A 16,116-nucleotide genomic window follows, 5' to 3' on the forward strand; every position below is an offset into this window, starting at 1 on the left:
TACGTCGCCCCGCGGTCCACAACTGCCTCACGACCTCTGTTCCCCTTCCCCGCGCGCCAGTCGGCCCGCCGCCTCGTGCATCGCCAGCTCCAGGAGCGAGGCGTCCGTGAGCGTCCCGCTGCCGTCGGGCGGGATCAGCCAGCGGACCCCGCCGGTCGCCCGCCCGGGGTACGGGACGACGATCCAGGTGCCACGACCCGCGCTGCGCACCCCCGTCCCGAGCCAGCGCGCGGCCGTGCCGGGCGGCACGAAGAAGCCCGTACGGGCTTCGCCGAAGTCGGCGAGGACGGGCCCGGGCCGCGCCACGAGCCGGGACAGCACGTCGAGCGTGGGGCAGCCGAGCTCCCCCGGCAGGATCAGCACGTCCCAGCGCCTGCCGGCGGGCAGCAGCGCCACCCCGAGCGGGTTGCGCTCCCACTCCCACCGGCAGGCGTGGGGATCCGGCGCCACCGACGCCAGCCATTCCACTGCGGTCCTGGCCCCCGAAGCACTCATTGCCCATGGCCTCCATTCCGTGTGCGAACGCGATGTCCACACGCAGAGAGCGGGGTGAGCGACGATCATTACGCGGGTTCGGACCACCGGATGGTGGTGAACTGGGTCACACCATGATCGAGTGGTGTGCGCCGGGGGCGCGCACCCGGCGCGCGGAAGAGCACCTCTAGCTGTCGAAGCCGAGCCCCAGGCGGTCCATGGCCTTCAGCCACAGATTGCGACGGCCGCCGTTCTCGTCGGCCCGGGCCAGCGACCACTTGGTGATGCCGATGCCGGCCCAGGCGATCGGCTCGGGCGGGAACGGCAGCGGCTTGGAGCGGACCATCTCCAGCTCCGTGCGCTCCGTCCGCTCGCCGGCCAGCAGGTCGAGCATCACGTCGCCGCCGAAGCGGGTGGCGCCGACACCGAGACCGGTGAAGCCGGCCGCGTACGCGACCTTGCCCTGGTACGCCGTACCGAAGAAGGCGGAGAAGCGGGAGCAGGTGTCGATCGCGCCGCCCCAGGCGTGGCTGAAGCGGAGCCCCTCCAGCTGGGGGAAGCAGCGGAAGAAGTGCTCGGCGAGCTTGAGATACGTCTCCGGGCGGTGGTCCATGTCGGCGTTGAGCTTGCCGCCGAAGGGGTAGATCGCGTCGTATCCGCCCCAGAGGATCCGGTTGTCGGCGGTGATCCGGAAGTAGTGGAACTGGTTGGCGGAGTCGCCGAGTCCCTGCCGGTTCTTCCAGCCGACGGAGGCGAGCTGCTCCGGCGAGAGCGGCTCGGTCATCAGGGCGTAGTCGTAGACCGGGACGGTGTACGGGCGGACCCGCTTGACCAGTGACGGGAAGACGTTGGTGCCGAGCGCCACGCGCCGGGCGAGGACCCGGCCGTACGGGGTGCGCACGCCCATGCCCGCGCCGACGGAGACGAGGTCGAGGCCGGGCGTGTTCTCGTAGATCCGCACGCCCAGCTCCGCACAGGCCCGCTTCAGACCCCACGCCAGCTTGGCGGGGTTGAGCATGGCGACACCACGCCGGTCCCACACGCCGCCGAGGAAGGTCGGGGAGTCGACCTCCGCGCGGACGGCGTCCGCGTCGAGGAGGTCGAGACCGTCCGCGAGACCGAGCCGCTCGATCTCCGCGTACATCTCGCCGAGTTCCTCGAGCTGGTGCGGCTCGGTGGCGACGTCGATCTCGCCGGTGCGCTCGAAGTCGCAGTCGAGGGAGTAGCGGGCGACCGCCGCCTCGATGGCGTCGAGGTTGCGCTCGCCGAGCTCCTCCAGCTTCGGCAGCTCGCCCGGCCAGCGGGCGAGTCCGTTGCCGAAGCCGTGCGTGAGGGAGGCGGCGCAGAAGCCGCCGTTGCGGCCCGAGGCGGCCCAGCCCACCTCGCGGCCCTCGATCAGCACGACGTCCCGGGAGGGGTCCCGCTCCTTGGCGAGGAGCGCGGTCCACAGTCCGCTGTATCCGCCGCCGACGACGAGAAGGTCGCACTTCTCGGTGCCGGTGAGGGCGGGCAGGGCTCCGGGCTTGCCGGGGTCTTCCAGCCAGAAGGGGACGGGCTGGGCGTCGGAGAGAGATCGTGCGGCACTACGCATGGCGACTGGGGCCATGGTTTCCAACTCCTTCAGGGCCTGTTTCAGGGCCTTCTCAGGGCCGTACTCAGCTTGTCGCTGTCTTCTTGCGCCGGTTGGTGGCGATCTGACCGGCCACCACCACCAGGACGGCGATGACGAACATGGCCGTACCGATGACGTTGATCTGGACGGGTGTGCCGCGCTGTGCCGAACCCCAGACGAACATGGGGAAGGTGACGGTCGAGCCCGCGTTGAAGTTGGTGATGATGAAGTCATCGAACGAGAGTGCGAAGGCGAGCAGCGCTCCGGCGGCGATTCCGGGTGCGGCGATCGGCAGGGTGACCCGTACGAAGGTCTGCACCGGGCCGGCGTAGAGGTCGCGCGCGGCCTCCTCGAGCCGCGGGTCCATCGACATCACCCGCGCCTTGACCGCCGTCACCACGAACGACAGACAGAACATGATGTGGGCGATCAGGACCGTCCAGAAGCCCAGCTCGGCGCCCATGTTGAGGAAGAGCGTGAGCAGGGAGGCGGCCATGACGACCTCGGGCATCGCCATCGGCAGGAAGATCAGCGAGTTGATCGCGCCGCGCGCCCGGAAGCGGTAGCGGACCAGCGCGAAGGCGATCATCGCGCCGAGGATCGTGGCGCCGACCGTGGCCCAGGCGGCGATCTGGAGCGACAGGGTCAGCGAGCCGCACAGGTCGGCGACGCCGCACGGGTCCTTCCAGGCGTCGAGCGAGAAGCGCTGCCAGGCGTAGTTGAAGCGCCCGTTCGGCTTGTTGAACGAGAACACCATCACGACGATGTTCGGCAGGATCATGTACGCGAGCGTCAGCAGGCCCACGATGGCGACAAGGTTCCGGCGGATCCAACGCATCAGACCAGGTCCTCCGTTCCCGCACGGCGGATGTAGACGGTGACCATGAGGAGCACGATCGCCATGAGGATGAAGGACAGCGCGGCGGCCGTCGGATAGTCGAGCACCCGCAGGAACTGCGACTGGATGACGTTGCCGACCATCTTGGTGTCGGTCGAGCCGAGCAGCTCGGCGTTGACGTAGTCGCCGCTGGCCGGGATGAAGGTGAGCAGTGTGCCCGAGACCACGCCCGGCATGGAGAGCGGGAACGTCACCTTGCGGAAGGTGGTGGCGGGGGACGCGTACAGGTCCTTGGCGGCCTCGTGCAGCCGGCCGTCGATCCGCTCCAGGGAGGTGTAGAGCGGCAGGATCATGAACGGCAGGAAGTTGTACGTCAGACCGCAGACCACCGCCATCGGGGTGGCGAGCACGCGGTCGCCCTCGGTCCAGCCGAGCCAGCTGGTCACGTCCAGGACGTGCAGCGTGGTGAGGACGTCGACGACCGGTCCGCCGTCGGCGAGGATCGTCTTCCACGCCAGGGTGCGGATGAGGAAGCTGGTGAAGAAGGGCGCGATGACCAGGACCAGGAGCAGATTGCGCCAGCGGCCGGCCTTGAAGGCGATCAGATACGCCAGCGGATAGCCGAGCAGCAGGCACAGGAGCGTGGCGGTACCGGCGTACAACAGCGAGCGGATGAACTGCGGGTAGTACTCGGTCAGGGCCTCCCAGTACGTCTGGAAGTGCCAGGTGACCTCGAAGCCCTTCTCCAGCGAGCCCGTCTGCACGGAGGTGGAGGCCTGGTAGACCATCGGCAGCGCGAAGAAGACGAGCAGCCAGATGATGCCGGGCAGGAGCAGCCAGTACGGGACGAGGCGCTTGCGGGTGGCCGCCTTGCGGACCGGCAGGTCCGGTACGGGTGGAGCTTCCGTGGTCGTCACGAGGCGTCCTCCACCGTCTCCACGCCCGCGTCGATGTCCTGCGTGGCGTCCAGGCCGAAGGTGTGGGCCGGGTTCCAGTGCAGGACGACCTCGGCGCCGGGGGTCAGGCGCGTGTCGCGCTCTATGTTCTGCTCGTAGACCTGGAGCTCCGCGCCCGCCGGCGAGTTCACCACGTACTGGGTGGAGACGCCGATGAAGGAGGAGTCCGCGATCCGGCCGGTGACCCTGTTGCGGCCCTCGGCGATCTTCCCCGCGTCGTCGGCGTGCGCGAGCGAGATCTTCTCGGGCCGGACACCGACGAGGACCTTGCCGCCGGTGCGTACGGTCGCGGAACAGCGGTCGGCGGGCAGCCTGAGCTTGCCGCCGCCGGCCGACACGACCAGGTCCGTGCCGCCGGTCTCGACGACCTCCGCCTCGATGAGGTTGGAGGTGCCGAGGAAGTTGGCGACGAACGTGGTCCGCGGGTTCTCGTACAGGTCGGCGGGGGCGCCGAGCTGCTCGACCCGGCCGCCCTTCATCACCGCGACCTGGTCGGCCATGGTCATGGCCTCCTCCTGGTCGTGGGTGACGTGGACGAAGGTGATGCCGACCTCGGTCTGGATGCGCTTGAGCTCCAGCTGCATCTGGCGGCGCAGCTTGAGGTCGAGGGCGCCGAGCGGCTCGTCGAGGAGGAGGACCTGCGGGTGGTTGATGAGCGCGCGGGCCACGGCGACGCGCTGCTGCTGGCCGCCGGAGAGCTGGTGCGGCTTGTGCCGGGCCTTGTCGCCGAGCTGGACGAGCTCCAGCATGTCGTCGACCTGCTTCTTCACCGACTTGATACCGCGCCGGCGCAGGCCGAAGGCGATGTTCTCGGTGATGTCCATGTGCGGGAAGAGCGCGTAGGACTGGAAGACGGTGTTGACCGGCCGCTTGTACGGCGGGAGGTCGGTGACGTCGGTGTCGCCGAGGAAGACCGAGCCCGTGGTGGGGTCCTCCAGGCCGGCGATCATCCGCAGGGTGGTCGTCTTTCCGCAGCCGGAGGCGCCGAGGAGCGCGAAGAACGAGCCCTGCGGGATCGTCAGGTCGAGCGGATGGACGGCGGTGAAGGAGCCGTAGGTCTTGCTGATGCCGGTGAGACGGACGGCGCCGCCGGTGTTCTTGTCAGTCATGGGTTGCGATCCCGGTTCGTAAGGGGTGGGCGACGGCTGCTCAGGCACCGATGAGCTTGGCGAACTTCTCCTCGTACGCCGTCTCTTCCTCGCTGGTCAGCGAGCGGAAGGCGTGCGACTTCCTGGCCATGGCCTTGTCCGGGAGGATCAGCGTGTTGTTCGCGAGCTCGGGGTCGATCTTGGCGAGTTCGTCCTTCACCCCGTCGACCGGGCAGACGTAGTTGATGTACGCGGCCAGCTCGGCGGCGACCGGAAGCTCGTAGTAGTAGTCGATGAGCTTCTCGGCGTTGGTCTTGTGCCGGGCGTTGGCCGGGACGAGGAGGTTGTCGGTGGACGTCATGTAACCGGCGGCCGGGATCGCGAACTTGATGTCCGGGTTGTCGACCTGGAGCTGGATGAGGTCTCCGGCCCAGGCGAGACAGGCCGCGATGTCGCCCTTGCTGAGGTCCGAGGTGTAGTCGTTGCCGGTGAAGCGCCGGATCTGCTTGGTGTCGACGCCCTTCTGGACCCGCCCGAGGGCGGCGTCGAAGTCGGCGTCGGTGACGGTGCCCGGGTCCTTGCCCATGTCGAGCAGGGTCATGCCGACCGTGTCGCGCATCTCGGAGAGGAAGGCGACCTTGCCCTTGAGGGCGGGGTCGTCGAGCAGCTGGGTGACGGAGTCGACCTTGCGGCCTCCGGTGGCCTTCACGTTGTACGCGATGACGGTCGAGATGCCGGTCCACGGGTACGAGTAGGAGCGGCCGGGGTCCCAGTCGGGGCGGCGGAACTGCGGGGCCAGGTTGGCGTAGGCGTTCGGCAGGTTCGCCGGGTCCAGCTTCTGCGCCCAGCCGAGGCGGATGATGCGGGCGGCGAGCCAGTCGGTGACGCAGATCAGGTCGCGGCCGGTGTCCTGGCCGGCGGCGAGCTGGGGCTGGATCTTCCCGAAGAACTCGACGTTGTCGTTGATGTCCTCGGTGTACTTGACCTTGATCCCGGTGCGCTTGGTGAACGCCTCCAGGGTGGGGCGGGACTTCTCGTCCTCGCTGATGTCGATGTACTGCGTCCAGTTGGAGAAGCTGAGCTGCTTCTCCTTCGCCGAGAAGTCCGTGGACGCGGGGCCCTGACCTTCCCGCTTGGCCGGCGGGATGCCACAGGCGCTCAGGGACGCGAGGCCGCCGATCGTGAGCGCGCCCACGCCTCCGGCGCGCAGCATCGAACGGCGGGTGAGGGCGCCCCGGCCGCTCGTCAGGCTGCGCCGCATCGCCGCGAGTTGAGCGGCGGACAGGCTGTCGGGCTCGTACTGCTCCATGCGCTGTGCCCTTTCGGGAGGGTTGAGCCGCTGGTCGGGCGGCTGACTGCTATCGGTCCCCGAAGATCGTGCGGTGCCAGTCCTTCGCGGCGACCGCCGTGTTGTCGTACATCACGTGCTTGACCTGCGTGTACTCCTCGAAGGAGTAAGCCGACATGTCCTTTCCGAATCCGGAGGCCTTGTAGCCTCCGTGCGGCATCTCGCTGATGATCGGGATGTGGTCGTTGACCCAGACGCACCCGGCCTTGATCTCGCGGGTCGCACGGCCCGCCCGGAACACGTCGCGGGTCCAGGCGGAGGCGGCCAGGCCGTAGGGGGTGTCGTTGGCGAGCCGGATGCCCTCCTCGTCGCCGTCGAAGGGCAGGGCCACGAGGACCGGTCCGAAGATCTCCGACTGCACGACCTCGCTGTCCTGCGCGGCGCCGGTGATCAGGGTCGGACGGTAGTACGCGCCGTTCTTCAGCTCCCCGCCCGGGGCCTCGCCGCCCGTGACGACGGTGGCGTAGCCGCGGGCGCGCTCGACGAAGGCGGCGACGCGGTCGCGCTGGACGTGGCTGATCAGCGGACCGAGGTCGGTGGAGGGGTCGAAGGGGTCACCCAGGCGGACGGTCTCCATGAGCTCGGCGACGCGGGCGACGAACGCGTCGAAGAGCGGGCGCTGGACGTACGCGCGCGTGGCGGCGGTGCAGTCCTGGCCGGTGTTGATGAGCGAGGCGGCGACGGCGCCGTGGGCGGCGGCCTCCAGGTCGGCGTCGTCGAAGACGACGAAGGGGGCCTTGCCGCCGAGTTCCAGGTGGAGCCGCTTGACGGTGGAGGTGGCGATCTCGGCGACCCGCTTGCCGACCGGGGTGGAGCCGGTGAAGGAGGTCATGGCGACGTCCGGGTGGCCGACGAGGTGTTCGCCGGCGGTGCGGCCGGCGCCGGTGACGACGTTGACGACGCCGTCGGGGATGCCTGCGTCGGTGGCCGCCTGGGCGAACATCAGCGAGGTGAGCGGGGTGAGTTCGGCCGGCTTGAGGACGATCGTGTTGCCGGCGGCGATGGCCGGGAGGATCTTCCAGGCGGCCATCTGGAGCGGGTAGTTCCAGGGAGCGATGGACCCGACGACACCGATCGGCTCGCGCCGTACGTACGAGGTGTGGTCACCGCTGTACTCGCCGGCCGACTGGCCCTGGAGGTGGCGGGCCGCTCCGGCGAAGAAGGCGGTGTTGTCGACCGTGCCGGGCACGTCGAACTCGGTGGACAGCCTGATGGGCTTGCCGCACTGGAGCGACTCGACGCGGGCGAAGTCCTCGGCCCGCTCGGCGAGCACGCCGGCGAACCGGTGCAGGGCGTCGGAGCGCTCGCCGGGGGTCGCGGCCGCCCAGCCGGGGAACGCCTCCTTCGCGGAGGCGACGGCGGCGTCCACGTCGGCGGTGGAGGCGAGCTCGTAGGTGTACACCTCCTCGCCCGTGGCCGGGTCGACGACGCTGTGCTCCTCACCTGAGGTCCCGGGCCGCAGCCGCCCGCCGAAGTACTGTGCGCCGTCCGCGAAGCGGCCCGTCACCTGGAAGCGGTTGCCCATGACGCTCTCCGTTGTTCCAGCTCGAATTGAGTGCCGATCCTGACAGAGGGATACGGCTCCAACAAGTGATTCCGTTGTTGCCTTTTGGTTACGCGACGGAATCGGTCGACCATGTGTCGAGGGGTCCGGGAAATCACCGTACGGACTGTCCGTGGCGACTGCCAGAATCGCGTGCATGGGGAAGATCGACGAGCTGACGGGGCAGGTCAGCAGGGGTGAAAAGGTGAAGTGGCTGCACTTCTGGGGCCACCGTCCCAGGCCGGACGGGCAGCTCTCGGCGAGCTGTCTGAGCCAGTGGTGGGCCTCACCCTTCGAGGTCGACGGGGTGCGGTACGCGACGGCCGAGCACTGGATGATGGCGGCGAAGGCCCGGCTCTTCGGCGACCCGGAGGCCGAGCGGGCCGCGCTCTCGTCCCGTACGCCCGCGGAGGCGAAGAACGCCGGGCGGCTGGTGCGGGGCTTCGACGAGACGGTGTGGGAGCGGGAGCGCTTCGGGATCGTGGTCGAGGGCAGCGTCCACAAATTCGGCTCGGACGAGGCCCTGCGGTCCTATCTGCTCGGTACGGGCTGCCGAGTGCTGGTGGAGGCGAGCCCGCTGGACCGGGTGTGGGGCATCGGTCTCACCGCCGACGACCCGCGCGCGAAGAACCCGTCGCGCTGGCGCGGGCTGAACCTGCTGGGCTTCGCACTGATGGAGGCGAGGGATCGACTGCGCGGCGCATGAAGGAAGGGGCCCCGCGGCAGCGCCGGGGCCCCTCTCCGTCACGACTCGCTCTAGCGGTTCTCGACCGCCAGGCTCGTGGCGAACGGGTCGTCCACATCGCTGTCGTAGGACTCCCCCTGGGCGATGACCCAGATGGCGAAGGCCAGAAAGACCGCGCTCACCAGGATGCCGATCGAGCCGAGAACGATGCCCGCGGTCGCCATCCCGCCGTTGTTCGCCTCGCCCCGCTGCACCTTCTTGCGGCCGATGATGCCGAAGATCAGTGCCAGGATGCCCAGGACGATGCCGAGGCCGTACATGCAGAAGCCGACGGTCGCGATGATGCCGAGCACCATCGACGCCGTCCCCATCCCGTTGGCCGGGGCCGCCTGCCAGCCGGGCTGGCCGTAGCCCGAGGCCGCGTATCCCGGGTAGCCGGGGTAGCCGTACCCCGTCGGCGCGGAGGCGGCCGGGGCCGGCGCCGGATAGCCGTACGCGCCGGGCGGCGTGGCCGCGGGCCCGCCGGGGGCCACGGGCGGCGGCGGTACGTCTCCGGCCGCCGGCATCGACGTCATCGTCGGCTGGTCGTGCACCGGTGGACGGTCCTGCGGCGCGGGCGTCGCCGGCTTGCTCAGTTCCACCCCGTCGCGGTTCGGCGGAGCCCACGGGTCCGCCGGGTCGTACCCGCCCCGCGGCTGGTCGCTGTTGTCTGACATGGGCCTCCCCCATCGTGGTCCCGCCATGCTACGACCTCCCCTCCGCGGCCAACCGGACCGGCCTAGGATGATCCGATGACCGACCTCCACCCCTTCATCGCGGGACTGCCCAAGGCCGAGCTGCACGTCCACCACGTCGGCTCCGCCTCCCCGCGGATCGTCGCCGAACTGGCCGCCCGCCACCCCGACTCGAAGGTCCCGACGGACCCCGAGGCGCTCGTCGACTACTTCACGTTCACCGACTTCGCGCACTTCGTCGAGGTCTACCTCTCGGTCGTCGACCTCGTCCGCACCCCGGAGGACGTCCGGCTGCTGACCTTCGAGATCGCCCGCGACATGGCGCGGCAGAACATCCGGTACGCCGAGCTGACCATCACCCCGTACAGCTCGACCCGCCGCGGGATCGACGAGCGGGCCTTCATGGCGGCCATCGAGGACGCCCGGAAGGCGGCCGAGACGGAGCTGGGCGTCGTGCTGCGCTGGTGCTTCGACATTCCGGGCGAGGCGGGTCTGGTCGCCGCGGAGGAGACCGCCCGGCTCGCGGTCGAGCGGCGTCCCGAGGGGCTGGTCTCGTTCGGGCTCGGCGGCCCGGAGATCGGCGTGCCGCGCCCGCAGTTCAAGCCGTACTTCGACCGGGCGATCGCGGCCGGCCTGCGCTCCGTCCCGCACGCGGGCGAGACGACGGGTCCGCAGACGATCTGGGACGCCCTGAACGAGCTGGGCGCGGAGCGGATCGGCCACGGCACCAGCGCCGTTCAGGACCCGGAGCTCCTGAAGTACCTGGCGGAGCGCCGGATCGCGCTGGAGGTCTGCCCGACCTCGAACATCGCGACCCGCGCGGTGACCGATCTGGACCAGCACCCCATCAAGGAGATGGTGGCGGCGGGCGTCCTGGTGACGATCAACAGTGACGACCCGCCGATGTTCGGTACGGACCTGAACAACGAGTACGCGGTCGCCGCCCGTCTCCTGGAGCTCGACGAGCGCGGTCTGGCCGCGCTCGCGAAGAACGCGGTCGAGGCGTCCTTCCTCGACCCGGCCGGGAAGGCCCGCATCGCCGCGGAGATCGACAGCTACACGGACACATGGCTCGCGCGCTGAGCGTCGCCCCGCCGCCCACCGCCCCAGCCGCAACAATGGCCCCATGGACCACGTCACTGTCGTAGGCCACCGCGGCGACCCGTATCGCGTCCGTGAGAACACGGTCCCCTCGATCGTCTCGGCGATCGAGGGGGGCGCGGACGTCGTCGAGATCGATGTCCGGCTCACCGCCGACGGCGTCCCCGTCCTCCTCCACGACGACACGCTCGAGCGGCTCTGGGGGCACGACCGGCCGCTGGCCGCGCTCACCCTGACGCAGCTCCGCGAGCTGACGCACGACGGCGTCCCCACGCTGCGCGAGGCGCTGATCGCCGCCGGGCCGCACCGGCTGATGCTGGACCTGCCCGGCGGGAACGAGGCCTCGGTCCGCACGATCGTCGGCACGGTCCGCGAGTGCGGGGCCGCCGAGCGCGTCCTGTACTGCGCGGGCGGGGTGGCGATGCTGAACGTCAGGGCCGCCGACCCGGCCGCCGAGATCGCGCTGACGTGGACGACGCTGGCGCCGCCGCGCGCCGCGCTCCTCTACGCGGTGAGGCCGCGCTGGCTCAACTACCGCTTCGGCCTGGTGAGCCGGGAGCTCGCGGAGCGGGTGCACCGTGACGGATACCTGCTGTCGGCCTGGACCGCGGACACCCGGCGCACGATGCGTAAGCTCCTGTCCCACGGGGTGGATTCGATCACCACCAACCGCGTGGACGTGCTCGCCGCCGAACTGGGAAGGGGTCCGCAGAGGTGACGGGGACCGAGAGGATCCGTACCGACATCGCGCACAACGCCCGGGTGTGGAACTACTGGCTGGGCGGCAAGGACAACTACCCGGTGGACCGCGCGGTCGGCGACCAGGTCACCGCTCTCTATCCGAGCATCGGTGAAGTGGCCCGCGCGGACCGGGCCTTCCTCGGCCGGGCGGTGACCCATCTGGCGGCCGAGGCCGGGGTACGCCAGTTCCTGGACATCGGGACCGGTCTGCCGACCGCCGACAACACCCACGAGGTCGCCCAGCGGATCGCGCCGGAGTCGAGGATCGTCTACGTCGACAACGACCCGATCGTGCTGACGCACGCCCGCGCGCTGCTGACCAGCGCCCCGGAGGGGGTCACCGAGTACGTCGACGCGGACGCGCGGGACCCCGAGCGCATCCTGGAGGCGGCGGCGCGCACGCTGGACCTGTCGCGTCCGGTCGCGGTGATGATGCTCGGCATCCTCAACTTCGTCCTCGACACCGACGAGGCCCGGTCCGTCGTCTCCACGCTCATGGCCGCGATGCCGTCCGGCAGCCACCTCGTCCTCACCCACCCCACCCTGGAGCCGGAGCTCGGCGGCGAGGGGAACGTGGCGGCGATGGCGTTCTGGAACGAGAACGCGACCCCGCCCATCACCGCCCGCGGCCGCGCCGAGTTCGCCTCCTTCCTGGACGGACTCGACGTCCTCGACCCGGGGATCGTCTCGTGCGCGAGCTGGCGGTTCGCCCCGGCGAGCCAGGTGGCGCAGTTCGGCGCGGTGGGCCGCAAGCCGTAATGGGCGTACGGGCGGACATACGGACCGGCGTACAGGGACGGTGGGAGCGGGCCCGGATGCTCGCGGCCGCCCATCCCCCCGCCGTGGACCTCGGGATCGCGCTGCTCGTCCAGGCGGCCATGACCATGCCGTTCGTGGTGCCGCGCCCACCGGATCTGGAGCCGGCGACCTGGACCGCGTACGGGCTGACGACGCTCACCGTGATCCCGCTGATCTGGCGGCGGCGCGCGCCGGTCGCCGTGCTTCTCGCGATCATGGCGACCAGCGCGCTGTACAAGCTGGCCGTGGAGGGCCCCGGTCAGCCCCTGCCGTACACCGGGCTCGTCATCGTCTACACGATCGCCGCGCTCTCGCCGCCGTGGAAGCGGCTGACGACGGGTGCGCTGCTGGTGGTCGCGGTGCCGGTGTCGGTGTGGCTGAACACCCGCTCGGCGCGTGAACTGACCTTCTCGCTCTTCGTGTTCGCGGCGGCGTACGTCTTCGGGCGGCTCACCGACGCACGGCAGCGGGCCACGCGCGTGGAGGCCGAGCGGGCCGCGGCGCGCGAACGCGCCCGGATCGCGCGCGAGATGCACGACATCCTGTCCCATGCGGTGAGCCTGATGGTCGTGCAGGCGGAGGCCGGGCCGGTGGCCGTGCGCGCGGCTCCCGAGCGGGCGGAGGCCGCGTTCGACGCGATCTCCGCGACGGGCCGGGACGCCATGGCGCAGCTGCGCCGGATGCTGGGCGTGCTGCGGGAGGGCGACGAGCCCGGCACACCGGACGCCCCGCGCGCCCCGCAGCCCGATCTGCGGAATCTGCCCGAGCTAGTGGAGCTGCTGATCGAGCGCGTCACGGGTGACACGTACGAGGAGCAGGTCGCCGCGCGGGTCCTGCGGCCGCTCGGTCTGCGCGACACGTACGTCCCCGGGACCGACCCGCGGATCAGGGGCCCGCACAACCACGGCTACCAGACGATGACCCTGGACGACGGCACGACCGGGCTGCGCGACGTGTCGGTGTGGGGCACGACGGACGGCTGGGCGGCCGGCGACATCGTCTCGACGACGGCGGACCTGGAGCGTTTCACGCGGGCCCTCTTCCAGGGGCGGGTCGTGCGCGGCCCGCTCCTGGAGGAGATGTTCACGCTCCCGAAGGTGGCGGACTTCAGGAGCGGCGACCCGGCGGCGTACTCGGTGGGCCTGTCGATGAAGAAGCTGGGCGGGCGGGAGGTGTGGGGCAAGACGGGCGGCCGGTGGGGCTACAACGCGGCGATCGCCTCGACCCGTGACGGCGCGCGCACCCTGGTCTACAGCGTCAACGCCACGGACGCGAAGGGTCAGGACATGAACGAGGTCGCGCTGCGGCTCATGCCGGCGACGTACGGGACGCCGTCGGAGTGAGCGCCTCCAGGGCCTCCAGCGCCTCCAGGCGCTTGATCATCCGGTGGACGACGAGCAGCGGGATCACGCCGAAGACACCGAACGACATGTCGATGACCGACCACCAGAAGGGGATGCCCCGGATCGGGCCGCAGATCAGGGCGAGCGGGATGATGCCGGCGCAGGCGATCATGCCGAACTCGATCACCCAGATGTTGCGGACCGGATCGCGGTAGGGCCCGTAGAAGGCGACGGCGATGACGAGGTGGGCGAAGGCCAGCCAGTCGGTGCCGTAGAGGACGAAGGGGTACTGCGCGTCGGCGGCGTCGAGGCCGTCCCGGACCCGCTGGATCCACTCCAGGAGCCCCGGGAAGAGGTCGGCGACCGGGGCCGCCCAGGAGGTCAGCGCGGCTTCGGTCAGCCGGAGTTCGGTGACGAGCGGGAAGGCGGTGAGCCCGCTGAGCACCAGACAGACGATGAAGAGGACCAGCCATGCGCGGATACGCCTGAGAAGGGCCGTCGGCCCTTTCGTCTCGTTCATGACAGCAGCGTACGCCCATCATGAACGCGTTCAAAAACCGGGTTCCTCACCCCGTCCAAGCGGAACGACAGCCTCCCGGCGACACGCCGACAGACGTTCGAACAATCCCGCGAACCCTGGGCGATCATGTCCTGCCGCTGCCTGGCGGAGAACGAACGACTCGTTGTCCCGTACGTCTCCCGCCCGCTCGGGAGGCTCGTTCATGAAGGCGAATACACCTGTGCTCATACGAAGATGGCTGCCCGCCGCAAGCGTGATCGCGGCCACCGTCACCCTCACCGGGGCGCTCGTCCCCACCGCTGTCGCCGCCGAGGAGCCCACGGACGCCACCGGCGCTCCGTACGCCGTCGAGGACGGCGCCTACCCCTACAGCGGTGACGTCCTCGCCGCGACCGGCGCCCGGCTCGTCGCCGGCGACGGAAAGATCCTCCATGTCTCGTGCGAGTGGGACCACGCGTTCTCGGTATGGGCGCGGACGCTGACGACGGAGGACTCCCGGATCTGCTTCCGGGCCGCCGACACCGGCTACCTGACGGTCGACGTCCCCGGGACGTACCGCATCGAGACCTACGGCCGGGACATCCGCGCCGGCGTCTCCACGGACGGGCGGACCGAGGCCCTGGACATTCCCCGGGACACGTCCAGGGAGTTCACGGCCGGGAAGGAGCCGGTCCTGCTCGACCTCCGGGTGACCGGCTCCTCCGCGCCGCCGACCGAGCAGCCCGGAACGTCCACGTACGGCTTCACCGGCAGGCTCTCCGTCGGCCTCACCCGCTCCTGCACCGCCACGCTCGTCGACCCGCGCTGGGCCGTCACCACCAAGAGCTGCCTCGCCGACGACCCCGCGCGGAGCATCGACATCCCGGCCGGAGCGCCGCGGCAGAGGACCACGCTCACCCTGGGCCGCGACGACCTGGCCACCACCGGCACGGTCACCCGCACCGTCTCGTACGTCGTCCCCCGGGCCGACCGTGATCTCGCCATGGTCTGGCTGGACAAGCCGGCCACCGGCGTCACGCCCGTGACGCTGTCGGCCGCCGCCCCGGTCACCGGCGAGCGGCTCACCGTCGCCGGCTTCGGCCGCACCGCCTTCCAGTGGGCTCCGACGGCGGTCCACACCGGGACCTTCACCGTGGGCTCCGTGGCCACCACCGGCTTCGGCCTGGACGCCGCCGCGAGCTCCCCCGACGCCACGATCTGCAAGGGCGCCGCGGGCGGCCCGGCGCTGCGCACGGAGAACGGCGGGCCGGCGCTGGTCGCCGTCACCAGCACCTCCTGGCAGGGCGGCTGCATGGACAGCGGCCAGACCAGGACCGGGGCCCACGAGACCCGCGTCGACGACGTACGCGGCTGGGTCCAGCAGGTCCGCGACCTGGGCGCGGGCTGGAAGACCGAGGCGCTCGTCCAGGGCGGCACCCGGCTCTTCCAGGGCATCCGGCTGGCCGACGGCACCTGGACCGGTTTCACGGACGTCGAGGCCGAGGCCGGCCCCGTCGGCCCGATCCGGGCCTCGGCCGTCGCCGGAATCGGCACCGACACGCACGTCGTCGCTCTCGGCGGCGACGGACGGCTGCGCCACGCGGTGCGGCGCGGCGACGGCCACTGGACCGGATTCGGGGACGTCAACGCCGTCGCCGGCGCGCTGACGAACATCAGCCGCGTCTCGACGGTCTCGATCGGCCACGAGCTGCACGTCCTGGCGATCGCGGGCGGCCGCCCGTACCACACGGTGCGGCGCCAGGACGGTACGTGGTCCGTCTTCGGGGACGTGACCGGGGCGGCCGGGCCGCTCTCCACGGCGACGTCGGTCGCCACCGCGAGCGCGGGCGGCCAGCTGCACGTGGCCGTCGTCGTGGGCGGCAAGGTCCAGCACAGCGTGCGCGCCTCCAACGGCGTCTGGACCACGTGGGGCGACGTCGCGTCCGCGGCCGGCGCGACCGGTCCCGTGACCTCGGTGACGATGGCCGGAACCGGCGTCGACACCCATATGGTGATCGCCACCGACAACGGCACGCGCCAGTACCACACCCTCCGTACGGGCAACGGCAGTTGGACCGGCTTCGCGACGCTCGCCGGCATCGTGGGCCAGGTCACCGCGACGTCCGTGGCGGGGGCCTCCGTCGACGGCGAGTTCCAGCTCGCCCTCACCACGAGCGACGGACGCGTCCTCCACACCGTCCGGCACACCGACCGCACGTGGTCCACGGCCGCCCCGGTCGACCTGCGCGGCGTGAGCGGCACGGCGACCGCCGCCGCCCTCGCGGGCACCCTGTAACAACCGCACCTGAGGCACCGGAACGACGGACGGGCGGCCGGGGAGGAACCCCGGCCGCCC

15 protein-coding genes are annotated in these 16,116 nt (G+C 70.8%); 6 read left to right on the top strand and 9 right to left on the bottom strand.

Translation table 11 applies throughout. From position 1 onward, the window contains the following. Positions 1-27 precede the first annotated feature (27 nt). The 7 genes from ACFYV5_RS06545 to ACFYV5_RS06575 form a co-directional block, all read right to left on the bottom strand. Positions 28-495 (bottom strand): hypothetical protein, encoded by a 468-nt coding sequence (locus ACFYV5_RS06545; protein ID WP_389165232.1) that lies wholly within the window; start codon positions 493-495, stop codon positions 28-30. Between the two features lie 166 nt (positions 496-661). Continuing rightward, a complete protein-coding gene (locus ACFYV5_RS06550) occupies positions 662-2,080 on the bottom strand; it encodes an NAD(P)/FAD-dependent oxidoreductase (RefSeq protein WP_389165234.1) in 1,419 nt (472 codons plus the stop codon). 49 nt (positions 2,081-2,129) lie between these two features. Next, the gene (locus ACFYV5_RS06555) at positions 2,130-2,924 is read right to left on the bottom strand and encodes an ABC transporter permease (protein ID WP_355107285.1); all 795 of its coding nucleotides are present in this window, start codon (positions 2,922-2,924) and stop codon (positions 2,130-2,132) included. Next, positions 2,924-3,841 carry an ABC transporter permease gene (locus ACFYV5_RS06560; RefSeq protein WP_389165237.1) on the bottom strand — a complete coding sequence of 306 codons (918 nt, stop codon included), beginning with the start codon at positions 3,839-3,841 and terminating at the stop codon, positions 2,924-2,926. Before ACFYV5_RS06560 ends, ACFYV5_RS06555 begins: the two co-directional genes overlap by 1 nt. After that, complete coding sequence (locus ACFYV5_RS06565; RefSeq protein ID WP_389165240.1) at positions 3,838-4,989, bottom strand: ABC transporter ATP-binding protein; 1,152 nt, start codon at positions 4,987-4,989, stop codon at positions 3,838-3,840. Before ACFYV5_RS06565 ends, ACFYV5_RS06560 begins: the two co-directional genes overlap by 4 nt. Before the next feature lie 40 nt (positions 4,990-5,029). Next, complete coding sequence (locus ACFYV5_RS06570) at positions 5,030-6,277, bottom strand: spermidine/putrescine ABC transporter substrate-binding protein (protein WP_389165243.1); 1,248 nt, start codon at positions 6,275-6,277, stop codon at positions 5,030-5,032. A gap of 49 nt (positions 6,278-6,326) precedes the next feature. Further along, a complete protein-coding gene (locus ACFYV5_RS06575) occupies positions 6,327-7,841 on the bottom strand; it encodes a gamma-aminobutyraldehyde dehydrogenase (RefSeq protein WP_389165246.1) in 1,515 nt (504 codons plus the stop codon). Positions 7,842-8,016: 175 nt separating this feature from the next. On the opposite strand from ACFYV5_RS06575, the gene ACFYV5_RS06580 reads away from it, so the two are divergent. Continuing rightward, on the top strand, positions 8,017-8,565 hold the full coding sequence (locus ACFYV5_RS06580; protein ID WP_389165249.1) for an NADAR family protein: 549 nt from the start codon (positions 8,017-8,019) through the stop codon (positions 8,563-8,565). Between the two features lie 50 nt (positions 8,566-8,615). Here ACFYV5_RS06580 and ACFYV5_RS06585 read toward each other — a convergent pair whose 3' ends face one another. Next, complete coding sequence (locus tag ACFYV5_RS06585) at positions 8,616-9,260, bottom strand: DUF4190 domain-containing protein (protein WP_355107297.1); 645 nt, start codon at positions 9,258-9,260, stop codon at positions 8,616-8,618. Between the two features lie 75 nt (positions 9,261-9,335). Here ACFYV5_RS06585 and ACFYV5_RS06590 point away from each other — a divergent pair, with 75 nt between their 5' ends. The 4 genes from ACFYV5_RS06590 to ACFYV5_RS06605 are packed head-to-tail and all read left to right on the top strand — an operon-like array spanning position 9,336 to position 13,261. After that, positions 9,336-10,361 carry an adenosine deaminase gene (locus ACFYV5_RS06590; protein ID WP_389165253.1) on the top strand — a complete coding sequence of 342 codons (1,026 nt, stop codon included), beginning with the start codon at positions 9,336-9,338 and terminating at the stop codon, positions 10,359-10,361. 43 nt (positions 10,362-10,404) lie between these two features. Beyond that, complete coding sequence (locus tag ACFYV5_RS06595; RefSeq protein ID WP_389165256.1) at positions 10,405-11,097, top strand: glycerophosphodiester phosphodiesterase; 693 nt, start codon at positions 10,405-10,407, stop codon at positions 11,095-11,097. Beyond that, entirely contained in the window at positions 11,094-11,879 is a 786-nt protein-coding gene (locus ACFYV5_RS06600; protein ID WP_389165259.1) for an SAM-dependent methyltransferase, read from the top strand. Before ACFYV5_RS06595 ends, ACFYV5_RS06600 begins: the two co-directional genes overlap by 4 nt. A gap of 56 nt (positions 11,880-11,935) precedes the next feature. Beyond that, positions 11,936-13,261, top strand: a complete 1,326-nt coding sequence (locus tag ACFYV5_RS06605; protein WP_389165262.1) for a serine hydrolase — start codon at positions 11,936-11,938, stop codon at positions 13,259-13,261. Here the strand turns inward: ACFYV5_RS06605 and ACFYV5_RS06610 are convergent. After that, positions 13,227-13,781 (bottom strand): hypothetical protein, encoded by a 555-nt coding sequence (locus ACFYV5_RS06610; protein WP_389165264.1) that lies wholly within the window; start codon positions 13,779-13,781, stop codon positions 13,227-13,229. The two genes, ACFYV5_RS06605 and ACFYV5_RS06610, sit on opposite strands and share 35 nt — an antisense overlap. 220 nt (positions 13,782-14,001) lie before the next feature. Here ACFYV5_RS06610 and ACFYV5_RS06615 point away from each other — a divergent pair, with 220 nt between their 5' ends. Next, positions 14,002-16,056 carry a hypothetical protein gene (locus tag ACFYV5_RS06615; RefSeq protein ID WP_389165267.1) on the top strand — a complete coding sequence of 685 codons (2,055 nt, stop codon included), beginning with the start codon at positions 14,002-14,004 and terminating at the stop codon, positions 16,054-16,056. Positions 16,057-16,116: the final 60 nt, after the last annotated feature.

It is taken from the genome of Streptomyces sp. NPDC003035 (assembly GCF_042888285.1).
Classification (GTDB): domain Bacteria; phylum Actinomycetota; class Actinomycetes; order Streptomycetales; family Streptomycetaceae; genus Streptomyces.